The sequence below is a fragment of the Thalassospira sp. CH_XMU1458 genome, from assembly GCF_037027205.1.
Taxonomy (GTDB): domain Bacteria; phylum Pseudomonadota; class Alphaproteobacteria; order Rhodospirillales; family Thalassospiraceae; genus Thalassospira; species Thalassospira tepidiphila.
The window spans coordinates 1,013,287-1,037,045 of sequence record NZ_JAYMDW010000002.1 but is presented as its reverse complement, the minus strand read 5'-3'; the positions used below and the strand labels follow the sequence as shown (position 1 = coordinate 1,037,045).

The 23,759-nt window shown below is 55.1% G+C and carries 20 protein-coding genes; 15 read left to right on the top strand and 5 right to left on the bottom strand.

What is annotated here, in order from left to right:
• Window positions 1–131: 131 nt before the first annotated feature.
• Window positions 132–1,073 (bottom strand): pca operon transcription factor PcaQ, encoded by a 942-nt coding sequence (gene pcaQ / locus WBY09_RS12240; RefSeq protein WP_008891899.1) that lies wholly within the window; start codon window positions 1,071–1,073, stop codon window positions 132–134.
• A 145-nt stretch (window positions 1,074–1,218) separates the two neighbouring features.
• Here pcaQ and pcaD point away from each other — a divergent pair, with 145 nt between their 5' ends.
• From pcaD to pcaB, 8 genes are all read left to right on the top strand, one after another.
• Window positions 1,219–2,019, top strand: a complete 801-nt coding sequence (gene pcaD / locus WBY09_RS12235) for a 3-oxoadipate enol-lactonase (RefSeq protein WP_336232829.1) — start codon at window positions 1,219–1,221, stop codon at window positions 2,017–2,019.
• Window positions 2,012–2,416 (top strand): 4-carboxymuconolactone decarboxylase, encoded by a 405-nt coding sequence (gene pcaC / locus WBY09_RS12230; protein ID WP_008891897.1) that lies wholly within the window; start codon window positions 2,012–2,014, stop codon window positions 2,414–2,416. The genes pcaD and pcaC overlap by 8 nt, the downstream gene beginning before the upstream one ends.
• Before the next feature lie 5 nt (window positions 2,417–2,421).
• The gene (pcaH, locus tag WBY09_RS12225; RefSeq protein WP_336232828.1) at window positions 2,422–3,123 is read left to right on the top strand and encodes a protocatechuate 3,4-dioxygenase subunit beta; all 702 of its coding nucleotides are present in this window, start codon (window positions 2,422–2,424) and stop codon (window positions 3,121–3,123) included.
• A gap of 3 nt (window positions 3,124–3,126) precedes the next feature.
• Window positions 3,127–3,714: a protocatechuate 3,4-dioxygenase subunit alpha gene (pcaG, locus tag WBY09_RS12220; protein ID WP_336232827.1), complete on the top strand. Its 588-nt coding sequence runs from the start codon at window positions 3,127–3,129 to the stop codon at window positions 3,712–3,714.
• Window positions 3,715–3,851: 137 nt separating this feature from the next.
• On the top strand, window positions 3,852–4,706 hold the full coding sequence (locus WBY09_RS12215) for a CoA transferase subunit A (RefSeq protein ID WP_008891894.1): 855 nt from the start codon (window positions 3,852–3,854) through the stop codon (window positions 4,704–4,706).
• A gap of 14 nt (window positions 4,707–4,720) precedes the next feature.
• The gene (locus tag WBY09_RS12210; protein ID WP_008891893.1) at window positions 4,721–5,494 is read left to right on the top strand and encodes a CoA-transferase subunit beta; all 774 of its coding nucleotides are present in this window, start codon (window positions 4,721–4,723) and stop codon (window positions 5,492–5,494) included.
• A gap of 23 nt (window positions 5,495–5,517) precedes the next feature.
• The gene (pcaF, locus tag WBY09_RS12205; RefSeq protein ID WP_336232826.1) at window positions 5,518–6,723 is read left to right on the top strand and encodes a 3-oxoadipyl-CoA thiolase; all 1,206 of its coding nucleotides are present in this window, start codon (window positions 5,518–5,520) and stop codon (window positions 6,721–6,723) included.
• Between the two features lie 144 nt (window positions 6,724–6,867).
• Entirely contained in the window at window positions 6,868–8,205 is a 1,338-nt protein-coding gene (gene pcaB, locus WBY09_RS12200) for a 3-carboxy-cis,cis-muconate cycloisomerase (RefSeq protein WP_336232825.1), read from the top strand.
• Window positions 8,206–8,257: 52 nt separating this feature from the next.
• Here pcaB and WBY09_RS12195 read toward each other — a convergent pair whose 3' ends face one another.
• The gene (locus WBY09_RS12195) at window positions 8,258–8,740 is read right to left on the bottom strand and encodes a GNAT family N-acetyltransferase (RefSeq protein ID WP_336232824.1); all 483 of its coding nucleotides are present in this window, start codon (window positions 8,738–8,740) and stop codon (window positions 8,258–8,260) included.
• Window positions 8,737–9,459 carry a TenA family protein gene (locus WBY09_RS12190; protein ID WP_336232823.1) on the bottom strand — a complete coding sequence of 241 codons (723 nt, stop codon included), beginning with the start codon at window positions 9,457–9,459 and terminating at the stop codon, window positions 8,737–8,739. Before WBY09_RS12190 ends, WBY09_RS12195 begins: the two co-directional genes overlap by 4 nt.
• A 197-nt stretch (window positions 9,460–9,656) precedes the next feature.
• Between WBY09_RS12190 and WBY09_RS12185 the strand changes: the two genes are divergently transcribed.
• The 3 genes from WBY09_RS12185 to WBY09_RS12175 all read left to right on the top strand — a co-directional run bounded on the left by WBY09_RS12185 (window position 9,657) and on the right by WBY09_RS12175 (window position 11,742).
• Window positions 9,657–9,881, top strand: a complete 225-nt coding sequence (locus WBY09_RS12185; protein ID WP_120225922.1) for a YgaP family membrane protein — start codon at window positions 9,657–9,659, stop codon at window positions 9,879–9,881.
• Window positions 9,882–10,039: 158 nt separating this feature from the next.
• Complete coding sequence (locus tag WBY09_RS12180) at window positions 10,040–10,453, top strand: TIGR01244 family sulfur transferase (RefSeq protein WP_008891887.1); 414 nt, start codon at window positions 10,040–10,042, stop codon at window positions 10,451–10,453.
• Between the two features lie 146 nt (window positions 10,454–10,599).
• Window positions 10,600–11,742, top strand: a complete 1,143-nt coding sequence (locus tag WBY09_RS12175; protein WP_336232822.1) for a peptidase C39 family protein — start codon at window positions 10,600–10,602, stop codon at window positions 11,740–11,742.
• 40 nt (window positions 11,743–11,782) lie between these two features.
• Here WBY09_RS12175 and WBY09_RS12170 read toward each other — a convergent pair whose 3' ends face one another.
• Entirely contained in the window at window positions 11,783–13,753 is a 1,971-nt protein-coding gene (locus WBY09_RS12170; RefSeq protein ID WP_336232821.1) for a GNAT family N-acetyltransferase, read from the bottom strand.
• A gap of 367 nt (window positions 13,754–14,120) precedes the next feature.
• Between WBY09_RS12170 and WBY09_RS12165 the strand changes: the two genes are divergently transcribed.
• Together WBY09_RS12165 and WBY09_RS12160 are read left to right on the top strand one after the other, a co-directional pair.
• A complete protein-coding gene (locus WBY09_RS12165; RefSeq protein WP_336232820.1) occupies window positions 14,121–16,049 on the top strand; it encodes an autotransporter assembly complex protein TamA in 1,929 nt (642 codons plus the stop codon).
• Window positions 16,046–20,482, top strand: coding sequence for a translocation/assembly module TamB domain-containing protein (locus WBY09_RS12160; RefSeq protein ID WP_336232819.1), 4,437 nt, complete (start codon window positions 16,046–16,048; stop codon window positions 20,480–20,482). Before WBY09_RS12165 ends, WBY09_RS12160 begins: the two co-directional genes overlap by 4 nt.
• A gap of 18 nt (window positions 20,483–20,500) precedes the next feature.
• Here the strand turns inward: WBY09_RS12160 and WBY09_RS12155 are convergent, their stop codons facing one another.
• Window positions 20,501–21,385: a MurR/RpiR family transcriptional regulator gene (locus tag WBY09_RS12155; protein ID WP_008891882.1), complete on the bottom strand. Its 885-nt coding sequence runs from the start codon at window positions 21,383–21,385 to the stop codon at window positions 20,501–20,503.
• A gap of 481 nt (window positions 21,386–21,866) precedes the next feature.
• On the opposite strand from WBY09_RS12155, the gene WBY09_RS12150 reads away from it, so the two are divergent.
• Together WBY09_RS12150 and WBY09_RS12145 are read left to right on the top strand one after the other, a co-directional pair.
• Window positions 21,867–22,388 carry a TRAP transporter small permease gene (locus tag WBY09_RS12150; protein WP_008891881.1) on the top strand — a complete coding sequence of 174 codons (522 nt, stop codon included), beginning with the start codon at window positions 21,867–21,869 and terminating at the stop codon, window positions 22,386–22,388.
• A complete protein-coding gene (locus tag WBY09_RS12145; RefSeq protein ID WP_063086911.1) occupies window positions 22,385–23,665 on the top strand; it encodes a TRAP transporter large permease in 1,281 nt (426 codons plus the stop codon). The genes WBY09_RS12150 and WBY09_RS12145 overlap by 4 nt, the downstream gene beginning before the upstream one ends.
• The last annotated feature ends 94 nt before the right edge of the window (window positions 23,666–23,759 follow it).

Below are 23,759 nucleotides of genomic sequence, written 5' to 3'. Positions count from 1 at the left end.
TTGTTTTTGTTCTTCTTTTTATCACATGACTTGCGTTTGGCGCATTTCAGCCATGTCGAATTAAAGGCAATCTAATCGGTACGTGATGGTTATGTATAATGATATGTAAGCACATATCCATAACCAAATGATTATCCTTTCGCCCCTGCCTGTGCACTGTGATGACGTTGTGCTTCTTCGCGCACAGCATTGATCAGCATTTCAACCGGCGGCGAAATTGGCGAATCAATTCTGGTCGTCAGGCCAACGGGACCAAAGGTATCGCTGGTGTCGATCGGCAGTTCGACCAGATGCCCTTCGGCAATGTCGGATGCCACAGCCCCGTTCGAAATGATCCAGATCGCATCGGTTTCGCGCGTAAAAGCCCGCCCGAAAGATGTCGAAACGGTTTCGATACGGTCGGGAATGGCGCCAATGCCATGCGCAATCAGCATCTTGTCGACCGTTGGGTGAATAATCGCGTGTTTCGGCGGTACCAGAACGGTGAATTCGCGAATGCGGGTAATGTCCGGGTTCTTGTCGGCCAGCAACGGATGGCCCGGTCTGGCGACCAGCGAAATGTGCTCGGAATATAAATGTATGAACGACAATCCCGACATCTGATCGGGTTCGGCCAGGCGTCCGACCACCAGATCAAGTTCCCCCACGCGTAATTGCCCCATCAACATCACGTTCGGACCAGCCACGACCTTGACCGTGGTATCGGGGCTCAGCGTTTTGAAATGGCGGATGGCGTTGGGCATCACGCTGGCGGCCACCGTTGGCAGAACCCCAAGATTGATCGAAAGTCCGCCTTGCATGCGGACCTGACTGATGCTGTCGACACCTTGGCGAAGTGCCGTAACACTCGCCCCGGCATAACGCAGGAAAACCTTGCCGAAATCGGTCAGGGTGACGCCGCGCTTTGATCGGTCAAACAACCGCGCATCAAGATGTTCTTCAAGCTCGCGAATGGTTTTGGAAACAGCGGGCTGTGTGATCGAAAGTGTATCGGCTGCCTTGACGACACTGCGTTGGCGCGCGACCTCAAGAAAGCAGGTCAGATGGCGGAATTTAATGCGTTGATCAAGCATGGGTGCCCTATACATCAACAGTTTAGAATGTTCTTATGGCTGGTTCATGCATAATTATATAGTTATGCAAATTACGCAATTCCTCATTTTACATAACCAAAACCATCTGCGAATGTGAGGGCAAACAAGCAGGGTGGAAACGATAATGAGTCTGCAAGTCGCCCCGGTCAACGGGACACACATTCATTACAGCCAGTCAGGCCCGAAAAGCGGCCCGGCACTGGTCTTTGCAAATTCTCTGGGGACGGATCTTCGCATCTGGGATGATGTCGTTGATGCGCTTTCCTCAACGTTCAACATCGTGACCTATGACAAACGCGGGCATGGCCTGTCGGGGATTGGTGATGCGCCTTATGACGTCGCGCTGCATGCCAATGATCTGATCGGGTTGCTTGATTTCCTTGGCCTTGATCAGGTGATCATTTGCGGCCTGTCTGTTGGCGGTCTGATCGCCCAGAAAGTGACCGAACTGGTGCCAAACCGCGTGCGTGGGTTGATCCTGTGTGATACCGCCGCCAAGCTTGGCGATTATGACAGCTGGAACACCCGGATCGAGGCGATCAAGGCGGACGGGATTGCGTCCATGGGCGATGCGATCATGGAACGCTGGCTGTCGCCGACCTTCCGCAAGGAACGGGTTCTCGAAACTGCGATGTATCGCGACATGCTGGTGCGCACCACGGTTGAGGGTTACGTCGGAACCTGTATTGCGCTGCGCGATGGTGATCTGCGCGATGCGGCGGGAAAAATTGCTGTGCCGACATTATGTATCTGTGGATCGGAAGATCTGGCAACGCCGCCCGATGTGGTGCGCGCCATGGCATCAATGATCCCCAATGCCGAATTCGAATTGATTGACGGGGTCGGGCATCTGCCATGCATCGAAACCCCGGAATTGCTGACCCGGTTGATCGACCGATTTACCAAGGAGAAGAACCTTGTCTGAGAGCCGGTATGACGTTGGCATGAAAACCCGCCGTTCCGTTCTGGGCGATGCACATGTGGATCGCGCCACCCAAAAAATTACGGAAATCGACGAAGGTTTTCAGCGCTATATCACCGAGAATGTCTGGAACGGTGTCTGGACAAGCGACGCCTTCACCAAGCGTGAACGCTCCATCGTGACCATCGCACTGCTTGCGGGGCTTGGCCACGAAGAAGAACTTGCGATGCATATTCGCGCGACCCTGAATACCGGGGCAACACGCGATGATATCCGTGAAACCCTGATGCATGTTGCGGTTTATGCTGGCGTTCCCGCTGCCAATACGGCCTTCCGCATTGCCAAACAAACCTATGCCGAAATCGACGCGGCATCAGACGCGTCACCCAAGGGAGAGTAAGCCTCATGTCCACCTTCAAACCGCGTGACTGGGGCTCCCACGCCCCCTATATCGCACCTGGTTACAAATCGACCCTGTTGCGTGGTCCGACCCAGGCACCGCTTGCCATCAAATCGGGACTGACCGAAGGCACCGGGCCGCGCTTTGCGCCCGCATCTGTGCGTGAGCTTGATTTCGATCTGACCAAGAACGGTGTCGTCAATGGTGAGCCGCTTGGCGAACGCATTGTTGTGCATGGTCGGGTGATGGATACCGATGGTCGTCCGCAACCCAATATTCTGGTCGAGGTCTGGCAGGCGAACGCAGCAGGCCGCTATGTGCACAAGGTCGATCAGCATGACGCGCCGCTCGATCCGAACTTCCGCGGGTCAGGTCGTTGCTTTACCGATGATCACGGCAACTACAAATTCTATACCATCAAGCCGGGCGCCTATCCGTGGGGCAACCACTTCAATGCCTGGCGTCCGAACCATATTCACCTGTCGTTGTTCGGTCCGGGTTTTGCCACCCGTCTTGTGACCCAGATGTATTTCCCAGGTGATCCGCTGCTTGATCTTGACCCGATTTTCCTTGGGACTGAGGACGCAGCGGCCCGTGAACGGCTGATTGCCAAATTCTCGATCGACAAGACCGAGGAAGGCTTTGCCCTTGGTTATCAGTTCGACATTGTCCTGCGTGGACGCAACGGCACCCCGATGGAGAATTAAGTCATGGCTTATGGTGAAACCCCCTCACAGACGGTTGGTCCGTATTTTGCCTATGGCTTGACCGCAGGCCAGTACGCATACGACTTTACCGACATCGCTGATCCGACCGTTGCCGGCCCGGATGCCAAGGGTGAACATATCCGCATCACCGGTACCGTCTTTGATGGCGACGGCAACCCGGTCAACGATGCGATGATCGAAATCTGGCAGGCCGATGCCGACGGCAATTACAACGAAAAGCCGATTGATGTGGCTGATACCGGTTTCCGCGGGCTTGGCCGTAGCGGCACCGGCACCGATGCCAAGCTGCGCTTCTGGTTTGATACGGTAAAGCCGGGTGTTGTTGCCGACGCCGAGGCGCCGTTTGTCAACGTCATCGTCTTTATGCGCGGCATGCTGGTTCACGCCTTTACCCGTTTTTATTTCGACGACGAGGCGGATCTGAATGCCAAGGATCCTGTTTTGCAGTCGGTGCCCGCGGATCGTCGCGACACCCTGATTGCCAAGCGTGTCGAAACCCCGACGGGGATTGAATACCGGATCGATATTCACATGCAGGGGGACGCGGAAACCGTGTTCTTCGACGTGTAAGTCGATCTGGTCCGATGGCTGCGTCCGCTGCTTTGGGGAAAGCCGGCGGTCGCAGCCATCGACCTGAATTTCCTGCACTACCGGGGCAACTGCCCCGCGTTTCTAATGTTTTGGATTGATGCCACAGGAGTTTTGCCGTGGTTGCACGTTTCATGTCGCTTAAAGAAGCAGTCGCATCCTGCGTTAAGGATGGCGACACCATTTCGATGGAAGGCTTTACCCATCTGATCCCGCACGCCGCAGGGCACGAGATTATCCGTCAGGGCATCAAGAACCTGACCTTGGTCCGCATGACGCCCGATGTGATCTATGATCAGTTGATCGGGGCCGGTTGTGCCAAGAAACTGATCTTTTCCTGGGGCGGTAACCCGGGTGTTGGTTCGTTGCACCGTCTGCGCGATGCCTATGAAAAAAGCTGGCCGACCAAGCTTGAGATCGAAGAACACAGCCACGCGGCGATGGCCAATGCCTATGACGCGGGTGCGGCTGGCCTGCCTTGTGCGGTGTTCAAGGGGTATCGCGGGGCGGAACTGCCGCGCGTGAACCCGAACATCAAATTCATCGAATGCCCGTTCACGGGTGAAAGCCTGGCCGCTGTTCCGGCGATCCGCCCGGATGTCACCGTGGTGCATGCCCAGAAAGCCAACAAAAAGGGCGACGTCCTGTTTGAAGGCATTGTCGGTGTGCAGAAAGAAGCCGTTCTGGCCGCGAAAAAATCCATCATCACCGTCGAAGAGATCGTCGATGATTTCGGTGATATTTCGCCCAATGCCGTCATGCTGCCGAACTGGGCGGTGACTGCGATTGTTGAGGTGCCGGGTGGGGCGCATCCGTCCTACGCCCAAGGATATTATAAGCGCGACAACGCGTTCTATAAGGCATGGGATCCGATTGCACGTGATCGCGAAACGTTCCAGGCCTGGCTCGAAGAGCATGTCATTAATGGCGGTCCCGAAGATTTCGCGGCCAAGCGTGAAGCAAACAAAGGCTAAGCGGAGGAAAAATCATGGTTGAATATACCCCGACTGAAATGATGACGGTATCCGCCGCACGTGCGCTTAAAAACGACGATGTGTGCTTTGTTGGCATCGGGATGCCGTCGGCTGCGTGCAACCTGGCACGTTTGACCCATGCGCCGGACATTACCCTTATTTATGAAAGTGGCACCATTGGCACCAAGCCCGATGTCCTGCCGCTGTCGATCGGTGATGGTGAGCTGTGCGAAACCGCTGTCAACACCGTCGCCGTGCCGGAAATGTTCCGCTACTGGCTTCAGGGTGGCAAGATTTCGGTTGGCTTCCTTGGTGCGGCTCAGCTTGACAAGTATGGCAACATCAACACCACCGTGATTGGTGATTACGACAACCCCAAAGTCCGCCTGCCGGGCGGTGGTGGTGCGCCGGAAATCGCGACCAGCTGTGGCGAAGTGTTTCTTGTCATGAAGCAAAGCAAACGTGGTTTTGTCGAAAAGATCGATTTCGTGACATCGCTTGGTCACGGCAAGGGGGGCAACGACCGTGCATCTTACGGCGTTGATACCAAAGGTCCATCGCGTCTGATCACCGATCTTTGCATCATGGAACCGCATCCGGTGGGTAAGCAATTCGTTGTGACCTCGATCCATCCGGGCGTAACCCGCGAAGAAATCATCGAAAATACCGGTTGGGATGTTGAGTTTGCCGACGAAGTCGCGGAAACTGCGATCCCGTCCGAGAAAGAATTGCAGGTTCTGCGTGAACTGCATGCTCGTACCGCCAAGGCCCATGGGGACCAGCAGTAAGAGCAATAATAAGGATCTTAGAAATGGCTGACGCATATATTTGCGATTATATCCGCACCCCGATTGGCCGCTTTGGCGGCAGCCTGTCGCAGGTGCGCGCCGATGATCTTGGCGCTGTTCCGCTTAAGGCGCTGATCGACCGCAATCCGGATCTGGATTTTGCCGCTGTTGATGATGTCATCTTTGGCTGTGCCAACCAGGCTGGTGAAGACAACCGCAACGTTGCGCGTATGTCTTCGCTTTTGGCAGGGCTTCCGGAAACAGTGACCGGAACCACGGTCAACCGTCTGTGCGGTTCGGGCATGGATGCGATCATTATGGCTGCGCGTGCCATCAAATCGGGCGAAGCCGATCTGATGATTGCCGGTGGCGTTGAAAGCATGTCGCGTGCGCCGTTTGTCATGCCAAAGGCGACGTCGGCATTTTCGCGCAATGCAGAGATCTATGACACCACCATCGGCTGGCGCTTCGTCAACCCGGTGATGAAGAAACAGTACGGCGTGGATTCCATGCCCGAAACCGGCGAAAACGTTGCCGAGGACTTCAAGATTTCCCGCGAAGATCAGGATGCCTTTGCCGCCCGTTCGCAGGACAAGGCGGTTGCCGCACAGGAAAATGGTAATCTGGGCGCGGAAATCACCCCGGTCACCATCCCGCAGCGCAAAGGCGATGCCATTATTGTGGACAAGGATGAACATCCGCGTCCGGGCACCACGGCCGAAAAGCTTGCCAAACTGCCGACCCCGTTCCGCGAAGGCGGTTCGGTTACGGCTGGCAACGCATCGGGTGTCAATGACGGGGCCGCGGCCCTGATCATCGCATCGGAGGCAGCCGTCAAGAAATACGGCCTGACCCCGATTGCACGGGTGGTTGGTGGCGCGACTGCGGGTGTTGCGCCGCGTATCATGGGCTTTGGCCCGGCACCGGCATCGAAAAAACTTCTCGCACGTCTCGGCTGGTCGACAGAGCAGCTTGACGTGATCGAACTGAACGAAGCCTTTGCATCACAGGGGTTGGCAACGCTTCGTGATCTTGGCATTGCCGATGACGATGCGCGTGTGAACCCGAATGGTGGTGCGATTGCCCTTGGTCATCCGCTGGGTATGTCGGGTGCGCGTATCACCGGCACGGCTGCGCTTCAGATGAAACGTGCTGGTGGCAAGCGGGCGCTGGCGACCATGTGCATTGGTGTCGGTCAGGGTATCGCGATTGCGCTTGAATCTGTTTAAGGCGGATGGCTGATTGATCTTGAAAAAGGTGCCCCTGTGCCGGTTGTCGGGCAGGGGCTTCTTTTTGCGTTATTGACCAATATGGTTGCTGGCGCGACACTATCGACTTGATTTCACACCAGTTTGAACGGTGGATGAACCCTGATGAGCGTTTCGCCCTTTGACTCTGCCCTGCTTGGAAATCTGTTTTCCGATCCGGAGATCGCGGCCCTGTTTGATGACCGGGCACAGATTGCATCCATGCTGCTTTTTGAATCGGCCCTTGCCGCGGCCGAGGCGCGCGCAGGTGTGATCCCCGAAAAAAGTGCCACCCGCATCGCCGAAGTCTGCCGTGATTTTACGCCCGATCCGGCAAGCCTTGCGGCTGGAACGGCCAGTGCCGGTGTGCCTGTACCGGCCCTTGTTAAGGCGCTTAAGGCGGAAATTGGCGGTGAAGATGCGCGCTATGTCCATTTTGGCGCCACCAGCCAGGATGTGGTTGATAGCGCACTTGTCCTGCAGCTGCGCGATGCGGTTGCGATCATTCGTCGCCGCATTCGTAAATTGGCCAAGGCGCTGTCTGCCCATGCCGACACCCATCGCAAAACGGTTATGATCGGGCGGACGCGATCCCAACAGGCTGTGCCCACCACCTTTGGTCTTAAGGCTGCCGGATGGCTCGCACCGCTTGTGCGGATTGATCACCGGATTGATAGCCTGTCATCGGATTTGTTGCGGATTTCGTTTGGCGGCGCTGCGGGCACATTGGCCTCGATCGGGGTGAAGGCCGCAGACGTCGAAAGCAATCTTTCCGAAGAACTTGATCTGCCGCTTGCTGATATGCCCTGGCATGCGCAGCGTGACGTCCTTGTTGATTTCGCAAGCCAGTTAACAGCGTTAACCGGCGCGCTTGGCAAGATGGGGCAGGACTTGGTTCTGCTGGCCCAGTCCGAAATTGCCGAGGTCCAGCCGGGCAAGGGCGGCGGATCATCGACCATGCCGCACAAATCCAATCCGGTGCAGGCGGAAATGCTGGTGACACTGGCACGTTTCAATGCCGGGCTGCTTGGTACCTTTGCCCAGGCGCAATTGCATGATCATGAACGAAGCGGGGCAAGCTGGCTTCTGGAATGGTTGACCTTGCCGCAGATCATTACCGCAACCGGTGCGGCACTTGCGCAAGCCGTTGATATGGTGCCGGATCTTAAAATCAATGCAGATCGCATGGCCGAAAACCTTGAACTGTCACGCGGGGCGATGTTGGCCGAGGCGGCAACATTTGCGCTGGCCGATCACCTTGGCCGTGATGCCGCAGATAAACTGGTCAAAGATGCCATCGCCAAGTCGGCAGAAAACGCATCGAACCTGTTTGATGAATTGCCAAAACTGACCGACGCCCCGGTTGATTGGGTGCATATCCGTAACCCGGCAAATTATATCGGGCAGTCGGATGTGTTTATCGATCGTGTTTTGGGGGCCGCCAAGCGTGGCTTGCGCGACTAGGAAAAAGGCTGCCGGATGGCAGCCTTTTTTGTGTGTGATGCGGTGATTTGGTTCAGCGTGGTGCCCGCAGGCGCTTTTCAACCGCGTAATTGTGGATGGGTACGCCGGCGACTTCGAAATCGCGACGCTCCACAACGCTAAAGCCCTGTTTAAGCAGGAAGGATTTGGCAAATTCACTGGCCTCGGAATAAAGCTTGCCGATATCCTGTTTACGCGCGTGCGCTTCAAGCGCGTCGTACAGCTTTGTCACAATACCTTTGCCCGCAAAATCGGGCAGGGCATACAGAAACCCGATATGGCCATCGGCCTCGACATCGCCAAATGCGACAACCTGATCATTGCCATCAACCGCGACAAGACTGAACCGTCCATCTGTCATGATTTCGATAAACCGTTCCGGCGTCGGCAGAAGCTTTGCCCACACGGCAACCTGTTCGGAATTATAGGCGTTGGGGCCAATTTCCGTAACGGAGTGGCGATAAATCTCGACCAAGGCCTTTGCATCACTGTTCGCAAACGGACGAATTGTGATCATTCTTGTGGTTCCCATGCCGTATCAAAGAACTGACATTCAAGATCGGTTGCACGTTTGAAATAGGACAGGCATTCGGCGCGGTCTTCCTCTGGCAGTGACGGTCCGACCTGATCCAGTTGGGTATTCAGATAGGCAACCACACTTTCAAAATACACCCCGACATGCAGATCAATCCATTCGGCGTACCAGAAATCATCGGGGCGTTTGGCGATGGTCTTGTTGACCCGATCCGCCCAGCCAAGATAGGTGCCCTCGGCAACGGCCAGAACGGCCAGCATATTGGCGTAACTGTTGCTGTCCGTGGCGTCTTTCATAAGCTGCTTGAACGCTGCTGTTGCTGGCCAGTCCGGCATGTTTTCACGTGCATCATCAGATACGCCAAGGGCGGCAAAGGATCGTTCGAAATAGGTGTTTTCTTCGCCCGTGACCAGTGCAAGGAACTGACATCCCGGAATGCGATCCTTCAGGCTTGGTGCACGCGATACGGCCGCGGCCAGCAGGGCAACAAACCGATCAATAAACCGGTGATCCTGAATAAGGTAGTTTTCAAGATTGGCCTTGGGAAGCGCGGCATCACCCCAGGCATCGGTAAAGACATGGTGGGTTACCGCACGCCATTGATCCGCACAGGATGCCTTCAGCCAGTCTGAAAACAAACCATTCGGATTGGTTTGACGCCATGACGGAAAATCCGAAACGGCCTTTGCGGTGTTGCTCATATCTGCGCGTTTCCTGAGGAGCTTGATATCATTTGGGTTTTGAACTTTTGACATGCTCGCAACCATTGGGCAAGCCACGAAATAGGGCATCCGCCAAAGTACCGATCCGCATGGAGGCGATTGATAAGTATCAAAGTAATCGATTGGATTATAATGTTATAAATCACTCCATCAGAGCTTTTCCCAAGGAGGAAGTTATGGCGAATGTTGGAACTCTGGACCGTGTTGTCCGTGCGATTGCCGGTGTTGTTTTGCTGGCCATTCCGTTTGTTTCGGCCGCGCCCGAAGGTGGCGGCATGGCGTATGGCGTTTATGGCTGGGTGATGATTGCTGCCGGTGTTGTCATGTTGGCGACTGCGGCACTGCGTTTCTGCCCGCTTTACATGCTGTTTGGTTTGCGGACCTGTCCGCTTTCCAAATAAGGTAATAAACGGCGTTTGAAACCGGAATATTCCGTTCGATCTGTTGTTGTTTGAACGTTATGCTGGCGTCCGTAAATCTCTGCGGTATGTTGGATAGACGTGCTGTTGATGCCCGACGTGTGGGCACGGCGACCAGCAACGACGAACGGAATATAAAAATGAAACGCCTGAGTGATGAACTGACTGTATCCCCGCAAATGCCGCTTGCTGCGATTGACGAAATTGCTGCGGCCGGTTTCAAAACCATCATTTGCAACCGCCCGGACGGCGAAGATCCCGGGCAACCGTCATTTTCCGAAGTCGCCGCCAAGGCCGAGGCTGCCGGTATGAAGGCGATCTTCCAGCCCGTCGCAAGCGGCAATGTGTCGGACGCGGATGCGGATGCCTTTGCCGCCAATTTGGCCGCCGCCGAAAAGCCCATCTTTGCCTATTGCCGCAGTGGCACACGTTGCACCATCCTGTGGTCGCTGGCCAATGCCGGGCAGATGCAGGTTGGCGATATCGTCAAGGCTGCGGCGGAGGCCGGATATGATATGGCGCCGCTGGCACCACGGATTGCAGCACGCGGCTAAGCCGTTTGAATTTGCAGGTTATGCGGTGCGTTGCTGTGCAAAAAACGCAGTGAGCATCGCATAAATTGCACTATTGCTTTTGTGCGTTTCATGACGATATGTCCGCGCATGCTGTATCTGGCATGGTTTTATCAAGTGGCACCGGTATGACGTCAAACGCAGACCAACTTTCCAACATCAGATTTCGACTGGCAAAGAGCGATGATCTCGACGCCCTGTGCGAGATCGAAAACCGGTCCTTTGAAGTCGACCGACTGACCCGGCGTGCCTTCAAACGTTTCGTCGGCAGTGAAACCGCGCGTTTGACTGTTGCGGAAACCATCAGGGACGGGGGCGTTGTTGTTGGCTACGCGCTGGTGATTTTTCGCAGCAACGTCGCACTCGCGCGCCTTTATTCGATGGCGGTATCACCCGATAAGCGCGGGCAGGGGATTGGCCGTGCCCTGATTGAACGGGCCGAAGAACTCAGCCTTGATTTCGGCACGCCGATCCTGCGTCTTGAAGTCAGCCAGAAAAACAAGGATGCGATCCGGCTTTTCAAGGCAGTCGGATATCGCGAATTTGCACTTTATCCGGATTATTATCCCGATCATTCGAATGCGCTTCGCATGGAAAAGGTATTGGTTCCCAATGCCATGCATTTGCCATCGCCCATCCATTTCTATCACCAGACCCTGCCATTTACCTGTGGTCCGGCGGCCTTAATGATGGCGATGAATGCGCTGGATCAGGATATCGAACTTGATCGTAATCTTGAGATCGCGCTGTGGCGCGAAGCCACCACGATCTTCATGACATCCGGGCATGGCGGCTGTGGCCCGCTGGGTTTGGCGTTGGCTGCGCATAAGCGCGGCTTTGATGTCGAAGTGCTGAGCAGTCGCGACGGGCCGTTATTCGTTGATACCGTGCGAAAGCCGAAAAACCGCGAAGTGGTCGAACTGGTTCATTACGACTTTGCCCGTCAGGCACTTGATGCCGGTATTTCGGTCACGACCGGCCCGTTTGGCATTGCCGAGATCGAAGAACGCACCAAACAGGGCAAAATGGCCCTGGTCCTGATCAGCCAATACCGCATTTATGGCGATAAAATTCCGCATTGGGTGGTGGTTTCGGGCTTTGACGACCGGTTTGTCTATGTCAGTGATCCCGATATTGGCGAAGACCATGAACCCTATACCGGCAGTGACTGTCTGTCCGTGCCGATCCTGCGCCATGAGTTTGATCTGATGGCGCGCTATGGCCGCGATAAACTGCAAGCCGCTGTCTTCATTGACAAAAAGGCCGGGTAAAAACCCGGCCTTTTGCTTTTGTGGAATGTTGCTGAGGCCCTTATGGGCGCGCAATCTTGCCAAGAAGATGCGCAATGATCCGGCGATACAAATCCATGCCCAGAACCACATCCTCAACCCCGGCATCGATATTGGGGTTGTCATTCACCTCGATCACCATCGGTCCATGCGGCGTTTCCTTGACATCCACGCCATAAAGGCCATCGCCCATCAATCGTGCAGAGGCGAGGGCCGTCGCAACGATGTCGGCAGGGGCGTCTTCGACCGCAAGGGTTTCAAACCCGCCTTCCTCATAACTTTTGCCATCATCTTCGTGTTTGACGATCTGCCAGTGGCCCGGTGCCATGAAATAGCGACTGGCAAAGATGGCCTCGCCACCCAGAACACCAATCCGCCAGTCAAAGGTGGTTTCGACATATTCCTGAATGACCAGAAGTTCGGAGTTCTTGAACATCTCGGTCGCGACTTCGTTCAGGTGTTCTGGCGATTTGACCTTGCGCACCCCGCGCGAGAAGCAGCCATCAGGCACCTTCAAAACCGACGGGAAGCTGAATTGCTTTGCGATGTCGGGAATGCGGCGCTTATCGAAAATCGCACTTTTTGGTGCCGGGATACGGTGTGTGCGCAGCAATTCGGCCAAATAGACCTTGTTGGTACAACGCAGCATCGAGTCTGGATCATCAATCACCGGAATGCCTTCCTTTACCGCCCGCTTGGCAAAGCGATAGGTATGGTGATCAAGCGCCGTGGTTTCGCGGATCAAAAGGGCATCAAATTCCGAAAGGTGATGGAAATCCTTGGCCGTAATCAGTTCGGCCTTTGCCCCCAGATCGGACGCGGCCTGCACGAAATTGGCAAGCGCCTCCTTGTCTGACGGGGGCAGGACTTCATCCGGATCATGCAGGATGGCGACAAGGGCGGTCGGCGGGGTGACGTTACCCTGTTTGCGCACACGCCCGCGCAAATAGGCGCGCAATGCTGCCTCAAACTCGACAAGTTTGTCGTCATCAAGCTGGCTGATCGACGGGGCTTCGATTTCGCGCAAAATTCTGCGGTCCTGCTTGTTCAGATGCAGGCGCAGGATCGGGCAGCGGAACTGATCAAAGGCGCGTTCGCCAATCTGACGAAACTTCTTGTTGGCAGTTCGCCCGAAATAGACATCGATATGATCCGGCGCCTGATCAGGTGTCTGGCCGGATTTTTCCAGTGCCTCGATGATTTGCGGGCTGAGTTCCGCACGCGCAGTTTTCTGAAGCCGTTTCCAATTCAGATCCAAAAGAACATCGGCCTCGGGAATGACGCGTTCTGCACGGGCTGCCGCAAGAAGGCTGCAATAATAACCGCGCGAAAGATATTCATAGGACTGACACAGGTTGATCACGCGCCGGTTGCGCACACCGTGATCAAGTGCGAGATAATCGCGCACGCGCATCACGCGTGCCCCCGATACGGCAAAGCGTTGATCTGACAGGCGGTCGACCAAAATCAGCGGCGCACCGGTGGCAACAGCCGGGCTGACAGCGCTTTCGCCGTCATAAAGCGCGTGTTCAAGGCGGATGCCATCGCTACCATCTTCATAGTAACCTGGAAGGTCGGCAATCCGGACATAGCCATGGCGTTCATAAAGGTTGCGCGCGGTTTCGTTGGTCACACGCACTTCAAGGCGCATGCGCGTGCATCCCGCGTCCATCGCCAGATTTTCAAGGCCAGCCAATAGCTGTGTGCCCAAACCTTTGCCGCGCCAGTCTTTGGCAATCGCCAGCGAGTAAATCCGCGCTGTAACCGTATTGGCGCGCAGCAACAGCAAACCATACCCGACAATTTCAGGATGATCGGCATCACCAGCGTCGGCGACAAGAAGGCGCGCACTGGCCTGACGCAGGAACCGCGAAAAAGAAGCCCGCGAAATCAGGTCGCTTTCGAAATTGCCGCTTTCAAGGGCGCAAAGACCATCAAGGTCGTCGCGCACCGCTGCACGGATGATGACAGTATTGGTCTGGGGCAAAGTCACTGTGCAGCTCTCCTACGATGAGGGTAAATATGTTGCGCTCAACTTCCGGTACGCCCAAAGATCGTTCGTCGCAAGCGCATTTATTGTTCATAGCCATGCCTTTTTTTCATGGATCATGGCACAGGTCACACTCGACCAGCAGGTCCAATAAAAATAAGGTGTTTTCATTGGGCCTGCTGTGAAACATTTAATCATCCTGATCGTTTGCACTTATATAAACAAGAGATCAGAAACAAACAGGTTGGCGTACGTTGCACTGCGTCCGCAAAGCTTTCAAGGGCAAGATGGTTTGAATAAACGCATCCTAGACAAATCTCCGATCCACAGGCGCAGGTTTGCAATCGTTCCGCTTTTACTGGCAGGGTCGATGCTTTCGGCGTGCACCTCGGACGAGGGCTTAAGTGGTGTGCTTGGCTTTGGCGACGGTGCTGACAGCGAGATTGCGCAAAATGATCTGCAAACAACCATCCCCTATGAAGTCGAAATTGCCGGCATCGATCCCCAGGAAGAAAATCTGATTGCGGCGTTGGACGGGGTTAGTACGGCGCGCCGTTTGCAGTCGCGCCCGACCGCTTCGCGCGCGGGCCTGCAACGCCGTGCCGAAGACGACGTCGAACGGTTTCAGGCTGTTCTGCGATCCAAGGGATTTTATGACGGGCAGATCACATTTGAGATTAATGAAAAGGCCGCAGCAGACGCATCGAGCGCGCCAGCCCAAGACGCACCTGATGCTGGTTCAGAGCAAGACCCGGCCGATGGCCAGTCCGGGGATGATGCATTGGCATCAACATCCGAACAGCCAACCCCACTGGTTCTGACCTATAATATCGATGTCGGCACACCTTATCTGATTTCGGCGGTGAACCTTGTGATCACATACCCCGATCGTGTGGTGGAACGCCATGCGACGGATAAGGAACTTGAAAAGACCCGCCTTGAGATCGGGCAGCGCGCAACCGCGGAGCCGATCATTCTGGGCGAACAATACGGTATCGATATCCTGCGCGAACAGGGTTACCCGCTTGTCGAGGCTGGTAAACGAACCGTATTGGCCGACACTGCGCAAAAAACCATTACGATCAATTATGCCTTTGAAACCGGGCCGCAGGCCGATTTTGGCAAGATTACCGTCAATGGGGCAGAGGACGTCGATGCCGACTTCATCGCTGGATACCGAAGCTGGCGGTCGGGCGAGCAATATCATCCTGATCAGGTGCGCACCACGCGCCGCGATCTGGCGCAAACCAACCTGTTTGACAGTGTGATTGTCAAGGTTGCCGGTCCGGTAAATGACAATGGCGAAATCCCGGTTGAGATCGAAGTGGTTGAACGCAAAATGCGTTCGATCGGCGGCGGGGTAAATTTCTCGACCGCCGATGGGCCGGGTGCCAACGCGTTCTGGGAACATCGCAATCTGTTTGGTGCTGGTGAACGTCTGCGGCTGGGGATTGATGTTTCAAGCCTTGAACAAGGTCTGTCGGCAGAATTCAAAAAGCCGCAGTTTCTTGAGCGGCGTCAGTCCTTTGTGGCTGAGGCCAACGCCAAAAACAACGATACCGACGCCTATAAGGGCTCAACCTTGGACAGCTTTGCCGGTATCGAACGGCCGCTTTGGGAAAACTGGACAACCACATTTGGTGTCACTGCGGAATATTCCGACCTGACCGGATCAGACTCCCCGAACGAGGAATTCTACCTTGCTGGTTTGCGGGGCATCTTGCGCCATGACAACACCGACAACCCCCTTGATCCGAGCCGGGGGAACCGTTTTGAAATTAACGTATCGCCCTATATAGGCCTGACAGACAAGGATACCGGTTTCACCACCGTATCGGTCGTCGGGTCGCAATACCTGTCGATTGACGAGGAGGGCGACTATGTTTTGGCGGCCCGTGCACGCACCGGTACCATTATCGGCGAGGATCGCGGCAACCTGCCATCGAACAAACGTTATTATTCCGGCGGTGGTGGCTCCATCCGGGGCTACGAATACCAGAAAGTCGGCCCACTAGATGGTGATAATGATCCGCTGGGCGGGCGTTCCGTACTGGAAGTCGGTGCCGAATTCCGCGCCCGTGTGACCGAAAGCTTTGGCATCGTGCCATTCATCGAAGGTGGTAACGTGTATGCCAGATCCGAACCCGAAGACATCAGTCTTCTATGGGCCGCCGGTCTTGGCTTCCGTTATTACACCGCGGTCGGGCCGCTACGTTTTGATGTCGCCGTACCACTTGATAAACGCGACAACGTTGATGACGATTTTCAATTCTATATCAGTCTGGGGCAGGCATTTTGACCGGGTCTGACACGTCACCACCGAATAATCCCAAACGTTCCGCATCGCGCCGTTCTTCGACAAAGTGGCTGCGCTATGGTGCCTATGGTCTGGGCGGGGCTGTGCTTGGACTTGCGGGCCTGATTGCCGTTGCCGGGACCGGTCCGGTATTGCGGATGGCAACCCCGATGATCAACGAGGCCTTATCGGCCGCAACCGACAGCGAATTTGCACTTGGCCGGGTCGAAGGCAGTTTGTGGACTGGATTGACCCTTGATCAGGTGACGATGGATCGCGCCACAGATGGGTTGCATCTTGATATCAATGATATCGAATTTGACTGGTCGCCGATGGCACTTTTGGCTGGTCGGTTGCAAATCAATCAGATCAGTCTGGCAACGGCCAATGTCATTTTGCCCGACGGCACCGCACCGGAAACGGTCGAGGAAGAGGACGAAGACAGCGGTGGCTTTGCCATGCCGCTGGCGGTTTCGCTTGACGCGCTTGAGCTTGGCGAAATTGCCATTGTTGATCAGGTTACCGGTAACAGTTTCCTCTATAGCCTGAATGGGCGGGCAAAGGTTGGCACAAATCTGTCTGCGACCGCCTTTCTGGATTTGCAGCCGCGTGATGGCGGTACCGACCGGATAAAACTTGATCTGGATTTTGACGGCCCCGGGCAAAAGCTTGCAGCCGAGATTGATGGTTTGTTGGGGCGCGAAGGACTTGTCATGACCCTGGCTGGCGTTGATCCGACCAGCGCAACCGATATCAAGATTGCGCTTAATGGTGATGGTCCGGCCAATGACTGGAAAGGCACGATTGATTTGTCGGCGGCGGGCTATGCATCGCTTGCAAGCGACATTGGCGTTCAACTGTCTTCGGATGTTGTGGCATTTACCCTCGACGGTGCGCTTTCACCGCAGGAACGCATAAGCGAACAATTGCCAGCAAGCATGGATAAAGAAGTCGCACTGGGCGTTGGCGGGGCATTTGATCAATCAGAACAGATCCTTTCGTTTGATCGCATTTCGATTGCGATGGCAGATGTGCTGGCGCTATCGGGCACAACGGAACTTGACCTTGAAGACAGCCTGATGACGGCCGGTTTAACGGCCGATATTGATCCTGCAATGTCGGCACTGCTTGACGATGCAGTTTCATGGGCGGAACTTGGGCTTTCCGTTCAGGCCAATGGCAATCTTTCGATGCCCGGTGTGGCGCTGCGGGTGAATGGCCGTGATGTGAAAACGCCAGTGTCGCGTATTGGCGACATCGCCTTGCAGGCGGATATGGCAGCCCCCGATGACGCGGATGAGCCACTTGACGCAACCGTCGCATTTTCCGCAACCAGCACGGATTGGGATGACCTGGATCTGGGGGCGTTTTTGGGGGCGGCGCAGGACCTGTCGTTTGATGCGCAGATGTCGCCGGACTTTGCCGATATTGCGATCCGCAATCTGGCATTGAATACGCCTGATATGACGCTCCGCGGGCAGGCGGACGTTAACGAGGATCTGGTCGTCACGACATCGAACCTTGTGGCTGATATCCGTGATCTTGCGATTTTTGCGCCGATTTCGGGGCTTGATCTGCGCGGGCAGGGGCAGGTTGCCTTGCCCGGCCTGACCTGGTCAGAGGCCCATGGTCTGGAAACCGGGATTGAGGTTTCAGCCAGTCAGGCCGGTTTCGGGATTGCCGATCTTGATCGTATCGTCGGCTCCGAGCCGCGTATCACGGGCGAACTGACACTTGCACCCGACCTTGATCTCAGCGTTGATGTCAGCGCACTTGATACCGCAATGATCGACGGTCCGCTGATGCTTCGCATTACAGAGGCATTCGGGAAAATGTCGCTTGAAAGCACGCTTGATATTGCATCTGGTGCGGTGCCGCCGGATCTGGGCATTGAAATGGCCCCGGCAAAGCTGACAGCCGATCTTGAAGGTGACCTGACTGCACCCCCGGGGACGTTTGAGTTGAGTGTTCCAAGCCTTGCTGTTTCGGGTCAGGAATTCTCCGATATCGTGCTGACAAGCCGCATGACTTGGTCTGAACAGGCTGTTTTGTCGCTTGCCAATAAGGGCAACTTTACCTTTGCCAACCGTCCTTACGAAGTGGCTGCAAATCTTGTCCTGCCCGAAGATGCGCTGCGCGTTGAGCAGATATCGCTTAAAGGCGAACATGTCGCGTTGAGCGGTGATATCGCCTTGCCCGACTACAGCATTCCGATGCGCGGTGATGTTACGCTGTCAAATCTGGATGCCGAATTTCTCGATCAGTTTGGCGTGAGCTTGGTGAACGGTACCGTGACGGCCGATATCGCCCTTCGTCCGGATGGCCAACGCCAAAGTGTTACGGCAAATGCATCGGCCAAGGGCCTGCGGATGGCAAGCACAGATGGCACCAATCCGACGATGATCGAGGATGTTGAACTGACCGCGACGATCGGTAATGCGTTTGACGTGCCGGAAATTTCAGCGGAGCTGGATGGCCGTGACATTATTGCCGGATCAATTGCCGTTGGCGAGATTACCGTTGACGTTGACGGTGGCATGGATGCCCTCGCCATCACGCTGACGAGTTCAGGTCTTTATCAGGGCAATGTGCCGATTTCGACCGACTTGGCTGCTGATCTGTCGCTTGGCAATGATATCGCTGTGACGGCCAATCGGCTTGAAGCGATCATTGGCGATCAGACGATTGAACTTCGAAAACCACTGGAACTTGTTTTGCGTGAAAACGGGCGGCAACAACTCGACGCCGACCTGACCGTTGGTACCGGCCATCTTGTCGCAAGCCTTGATCAGGAAGCCGGGCAAAAATCCATTTCGGGTGAGCTCCGCCTTAATGATTTTGATCTTGGTCCGTGGGGGCGTATTTCCGGCTTTGACGGGCTGAGCGGCACCGCAAATCTTGATGCGTCCTTGCGTGAAACACGCGGGAACTTGCCAAGTGCACAGGTCAATGGTCGTATTTCCGGCATCACGGCAAAGGCAGTGGCGGGGCTGAAGCCCTTTGAAATGCGGCTTGATATCACGCTTGAGGACGGAAAACTTGCAGGGCAGGCGTCGCTTGGTAATGGCGATGTCGAAGCACTGACAGCCGAAGGCAATGTTCCGCTTGCGATTTCTGTGCTTGAACAGGAATTCAGCCCGGATCTTGCTGCGCCTGTTTCGGCCCGCGTGCGTGTGAATGGTCAAATTGCCGAATTCTGGCCTTATGTCCCGGCACCCGATCATCAGATGTCGGGCAAGATCAAACTTGCGCTTGATGTCGCTGGAACGCTTGACGATATCCGTTGGAACGGGGATGTCGCGCTTGCCAATGGACGATACGAAAACCTTGAGTACGGCACACTCCTTGATCAGATGACGCTTGAGGGCACCTTTGATCAGGCGGGTCTTTCCATTCCGTCCATTACGGCCACAGATGGCGGCAAAGGCACTGTTGATGCATCGGTTGATCTTGATCTGCTTGACGGTGGCGAGATGCGCTATGACGTGTCGGCTGATCTGCGCAATGTTGCCCTATCACGTAAGGATGAACTGCAATTCTGGGCGGATGTAAAAGCCAGCGTGACCGGATCCCAGTCAGAGGCTGATATCCAAAGTACGGTGTCGGTCCTGCGCGGGGAGGTCGATCTGACCCTGGCCTTGCCGGAATCGGTTCCGACCATCGAGATTGAAAATCTGCCGGACGCCGCGCAGGTCGAAAAGACCGAGGATACAGAGGAAGCGGACGACGCGTTTACCGGCAATCTTGATGTCACCGTTGATATCCCCGGGCGTCTTTTTGTGCGCGGTAAGGGACTTGATTCCGAGTGGGGCGGTCGACTTGAAATTTCCGGCACCACCGATGATCCACGCATCACCGGGCAGTTATCTGCCTTGCGCGGGCAGCTTGATGTCATCGGCAAAACATTTGTGATCCGGGATTCTCAGATTACCTTTGCGGGTGCATCCCCCCCCGATCCGATGCTTGATATCGAAGGGGTCTATACCACCGAAGATCTGGTCGTGACCGCAGGCTTCCAGGGGCCGTCAAGCGATCCGGAACTTGTGCTGTCGTCCAATCCGTCGCTGCCAGAAGACGAAATCCTGTCTCAGGTCCTGTTTGGCAAATCACAGGGCAGCCTTTCGGCAGTCGAGGCCGTGCAACTGGCAAGTGCCCTGAACGAACTTTCTGGCGGTGGTAGTGGCCTTGATGTGGTTGGCAGCATCCGACGCTTTATCGGTGCAGATGTCCTGCGCGTCGGTGGCGGCGAAGACGGGCCGGAGGTCAAGGTTGGCAAATACCTGACAGAGGGGGTCTATGTCGGCACCAAGGCCGGGTCAACGCCGGGATCAAGCGGCGTCGAAGTCGAAATCGAAGTCACGCCAAATATCAGCGTGACCAGCGAAAGCACCGAAATCGATAGCAAGGCTGGCGTTCAGTTCAGGCTTGATTACTAAGGCCGCACAAGCCTTAGCTTAGTCGCCGATGGGTTGGTGCCCGGTTGGGGGATTGACCGTCAAAAGCGACGAGCGAATGCGTCGCAGCTTTTCCTTGGCCTGATCGGGCATGCGTCGTGCCACAGCCGTCGCAATCACATCAATCGTTGCCAGAAACGCGTGGCGTGTGGCGGTTGGCTTATAGATGTCGGGGTTTTCCGGCATGTTGATTGATATGACCAAGTCACTCTCGGCCGCAAGCGGGCTGTCTGGGTTGGTCAATGAGATGACCTTGGCGCCATATTGGCGCGCAATGGCAGCGGAGTGGATGATTTCCGTCGGGCGACCACTGGTGGAGATCGCGAATATCACGTCCTCGGCGCCAAAGGTCGAGGCCAGCATGCGCTGCAAATAACCGTCACTTTGCGATTGTGCCGGAATTCCCAGTCGGAAAAAGCGGTTTGCGGCATCAAACGCCACAGTGGTCGATCCACCCCCAACCCCGAAAAACGCCACCTGACGTGCCTTGACCAGAATGTCGGCAGCCTGATCAATTTGATCAGACGATAACTGATCGCGCAGCAGGCGCAGGTTATCAATGATCACGCCCAGAACATGGTTTGACAGAACATCTGCGGCGGTTGTGTCATCTGAAATGTCTTCGGATGTCAGATACTGAATGCTGACGGCAAGGTTTTGCGCCAATCGGATTTTAAAATCGCGAAATCCGTCGCACCCCAAGGTGCGGCAAAAACGAATGACGGTGGGTTCGCTGACCCCGACATTTTTCGCCAGATCGGACAGGGCGATGGTTGTGACATCTTCCAGATGTGCGCTGACATAGTCCGCGACCAGTTGTTCGCGGTTCGGGAATTTGCCCGACTGGCTACGCAGTAGGCTGATGATGTCTGCGGTTTGTTGCATGGAATCGACCTGATCCGTCTATCTGGTTTGGTGTGTCAAAACCGACACCTTATTGGGAACTAACATTATTTCTGTTTGCAGGCGATAGCCATAATTTCAATTTAAGCGTCAACTCAGTACCCCGCACGCGGGTTTTCTCACATCAAATATCATCGTTTTGCCCGACATTAACCCGGTCGAAATTGACCATGTAGTTATTCAATGCACGAGACGGCGAAGTTGCTGTTTCGGGCTTTGGTTTGTCGGGATCCTAGGCGTCTTAATCCTTGATCCGATTGGCGAATTTCCTGCTTGAAAGTCTGATCGAAACAGGGGCGCTGCGAAATCTTATAATGTAGTTAAGCTACTTATATCAGTTTAAAAGTCAGTTTAAGAGCAAAAATATGAAACTTAGGAGATAAATAATGTAGACAAACTACAAAATGGGCCTCAGTATGTAGAAAAATTACATAACATTTGATCAGTGGAGAGTTTGGCGGAGATGGCTTTACGCCGTATTGAAACCACAGCTGCAACCGCAAGCCGGTGCCTTAATTGGGTGGTTGAACGCATCATAGCGGTTCTGATGCTTGTTCTTGTTCTGGACGTCTGGCTGGGTGTCGTTGACCGATACTTATTTCATTGGCAACTGCCATGGCCGGAAGAACTGGCGCGGTATCTGATGATTTGGGCGGCACTTCTGGCGATCTCGGCCGGGATTGCGCGGCGCGAACATATCGGGATTGGCATGTTTGTTCTCAGCCTGCCGATGCCGATCCAGCGCACAATCCTGTTTCTGGTGGATCTGATTGCGCTCGCAGCTTTCCTGTATCTTGCGATTTATGGATTTGATTTTGCCCAAGGTGGTATGCGCCGTCAGGCAATGATTTTCGGCATGTCACTGGCACTGCCTTATGCCGCCGTGCCGGTTTCAGCATTGCTTGCCGCCATTCAACTCCTCCTCGTTGCCTTGCGTGATCAGGGCCGTTTTGTCCCGGTTGATCTTGCGGAGGGCGCAGAATGATTGTCGCCATTATCTTTGTCGTTCTGATGGTTCTGGGCATGCCGATTGGCTTTGCTCTGGGTGTGGCAGGCGTTGTTGGCCTGTTTGACATGGGCGGGGGGATGTTCTTGTCCCAGGGTCCAAGCAAGGTCTTTAACGGGCTGAATGTCTTCCCGTTCCTTGCCATGCCGTTCTTTATTCTGGCGGGCGAAATCATGAACCATATCGGCATTACCAGCCGGTTGGTCAAATTCGCCCAAGCACTCGTCGGGCACATGCGCGGCGGGCTGGCCCATACCAACATGCTGGCATCGGTTTTCTTTGCCGGTCTTACCGGGGCCGCAACCGCCGATGCCGCGGCCTTTGGCAAGACACTGGTGCCGGCCATGGTCGAACGCGGATATCGCCGTGATTATGCCTGTGCGGTGACTGCCGCCGGATCGATCATCGGGCCGACCATTCCGCCATCGGGTTTGATGGTTGTTTATGGATCGCTGATGGGCGTTTCAATCGGTGGTCTGTTTGCCGCAGGTATCCTGCCAGGACTTATGATCTGCCTGATCTGCATGACGGTGATTGCGGTCACCGCACGGTCCAAGAACCTGCCAAAGAACGAACGCCGTGCGTCGCTTCTGGAAGTCTGGAAGATTTTCAAATCATCGATCACGGCACTGATCATGCCATTGATCATTCTGGGCGGTATCCTTGGCGGGATCGTCACCCCGACCGAGGCCGCATCAGTTGCTGTGGCCTATGCTCTGTTCATTGGTGTGTTTGTTTACCGCGCGCTTAGTTTTGCGGATTTCTTCAGGATGCTGGTGCGCACAGCACGTGTGACCGGGGTGATCTTTGTGATCATTGCCTTTGCGTCGATCCTGGGTTGGTGGCTGAGCTTCAACCGCATCCCACAAGAAGTCGCGACAATGGTTCTGGGTGTTTCAGAAAATCCCTACATCGTGATTTTCATGATTGTCGGTCTGCTTTTGATGATCGGCATGGTGATGGATATCAACGCCATCCTGATCATTCTGGCCCCGGTTCTGGTGCCGCTGACCGTTCAGATCGGCATGGACCCGATCCATGCCGGGATCATCTTTATCCTGGCACTTAACATCTCGCTGATGACGCCGCCTGTCGGAGCCTGTCTGTTTGTTCTGTCATCCGTCACTGGTGAAAAGCTTGAAAAAATTGCCGCACAACTTTGGCCGTTCCTTCTGGCCGAGCTGGGCGTGCTGTTCCTGTTTGCCTTCTGGTCGGACCTTGCCCTCGTGATACCGCGATTGCTGGGCTTCCGCTAAGTCATCGGGATGAATATAGCCCCGGTCAGGTCCGGGCCGGGGCGCACACCACAATAACGCCGGACACATAAAGTCGTTAAATCAAGGAGAGGTA

Bases quoted from the DNA above. Each gene is read 5' to 3' on its own strand.
- pcaQ (WP_008891899.1), bottom strand. From the start codon at position 1,073: ATGCTTGATCAACGCATTAAATTCCGCCATCTGACCTGCTTTCTTGAG.
- pcaD (WP_336232829.1), top strand. From the start codon at position 1,219: ATGAGTCTGCAAGTCGCCCCGGTCAACGGGACACACATTCATTACAGC.
- pcaH (WP_336232828.1), top strand. From the start codon at position 2,422: ATGTCCACCTTCAAACCGCGTGACTGGGGCTCCCACGCCCCCTATATC.
- pcaG (WP_336232827.1), top strand. From the start codon at position 3,127: ATGGCTTATGGTGAAACCCCCTCACAGACGGTTGGTCCGTATTTTGCC.
- WBY09_RS12210 (WP_008891893.1), top strand. From the start codon at position 4,721: ATGGTTGAATATACCCCGACTGAAATGATGACGGTATCCGCCGCACGT.
- pcaF (WP_336232826.1), top strand. From the start codon at position 5,518: ATGGCTGACGCATATATTTGCGATTATATCCGCACCCCGATTGGCCGC.
- pcaB (WP_336232825.1), top strand. From the start codon at position 6,868: ATGAGCGTTTCGCCCTTTGACTCTGCCCTGCTTGGAAATCTGTTTTCC.
- WBY09_RS12195 (WP_336232824.1), bottom strand. From the start codon at position 8,740: ATGATCACAATTCGTCCGTTTGCGAACAGTGATGCAAAGGCCTTGGTC.
- WBY09_RS12190 (WP_336232823.1), bottom strand. From the start codon at position 9,459: ATGAGCAACACCGCAAAGGCCGTTTCGGATTTTCCGTCATGGCGTCAA.
- WBY09_RS12185 (WP_120225922.1), top strand. From the start codon at position 9,657: ATGGCGAATGTTGGAACTCTGGACCGTGTTGTCCGTGCGATTGCCGGT.
- WBY09_RS12180 (WP_008891887.1), top strand. From the start codon at position 10,040: ATGAAACGCCTGAGTGATGAACTGACTGTATCCCCGCAAATGCCGCTT.
- WBY09_RS12175 (WP_336232822.1), top strand. From the start codon at position 10,600: ATGACGTCAAACGCAGACCAACTTTCCAACATCAGATTTCGACTGGCA.
- WBY09_RS12165 (WP_336232820.1), top strand. From the start codon at position 14,121: ATGCTTTCGGCGTGCACCTCGGACGAGGGCTTAAGTGGTGTGCTTGGC.
- WBY09_RS12155 (WP_008891882.1), bottom strand. From the start codon at position 21,385: ATGCAACAAACCGCAGACATCATCAGCCTACTGCGTAGCCAGTCGGGC.
- WBY09_RS12150 (WP_008891881.1), top strand. From the start codon at position 21,867: ATGGCTTTACGCCGTATTGAAACCACAGCTGCAACCGCAAGCCGGTGC.
- WBY09_RS12145 (WP_063086911.1), top strand. From the start codon at position 22,385: ATGATTGTCGCCATTATCTTTGTCGTTCTGATGGTTCTGGGCATGCCG.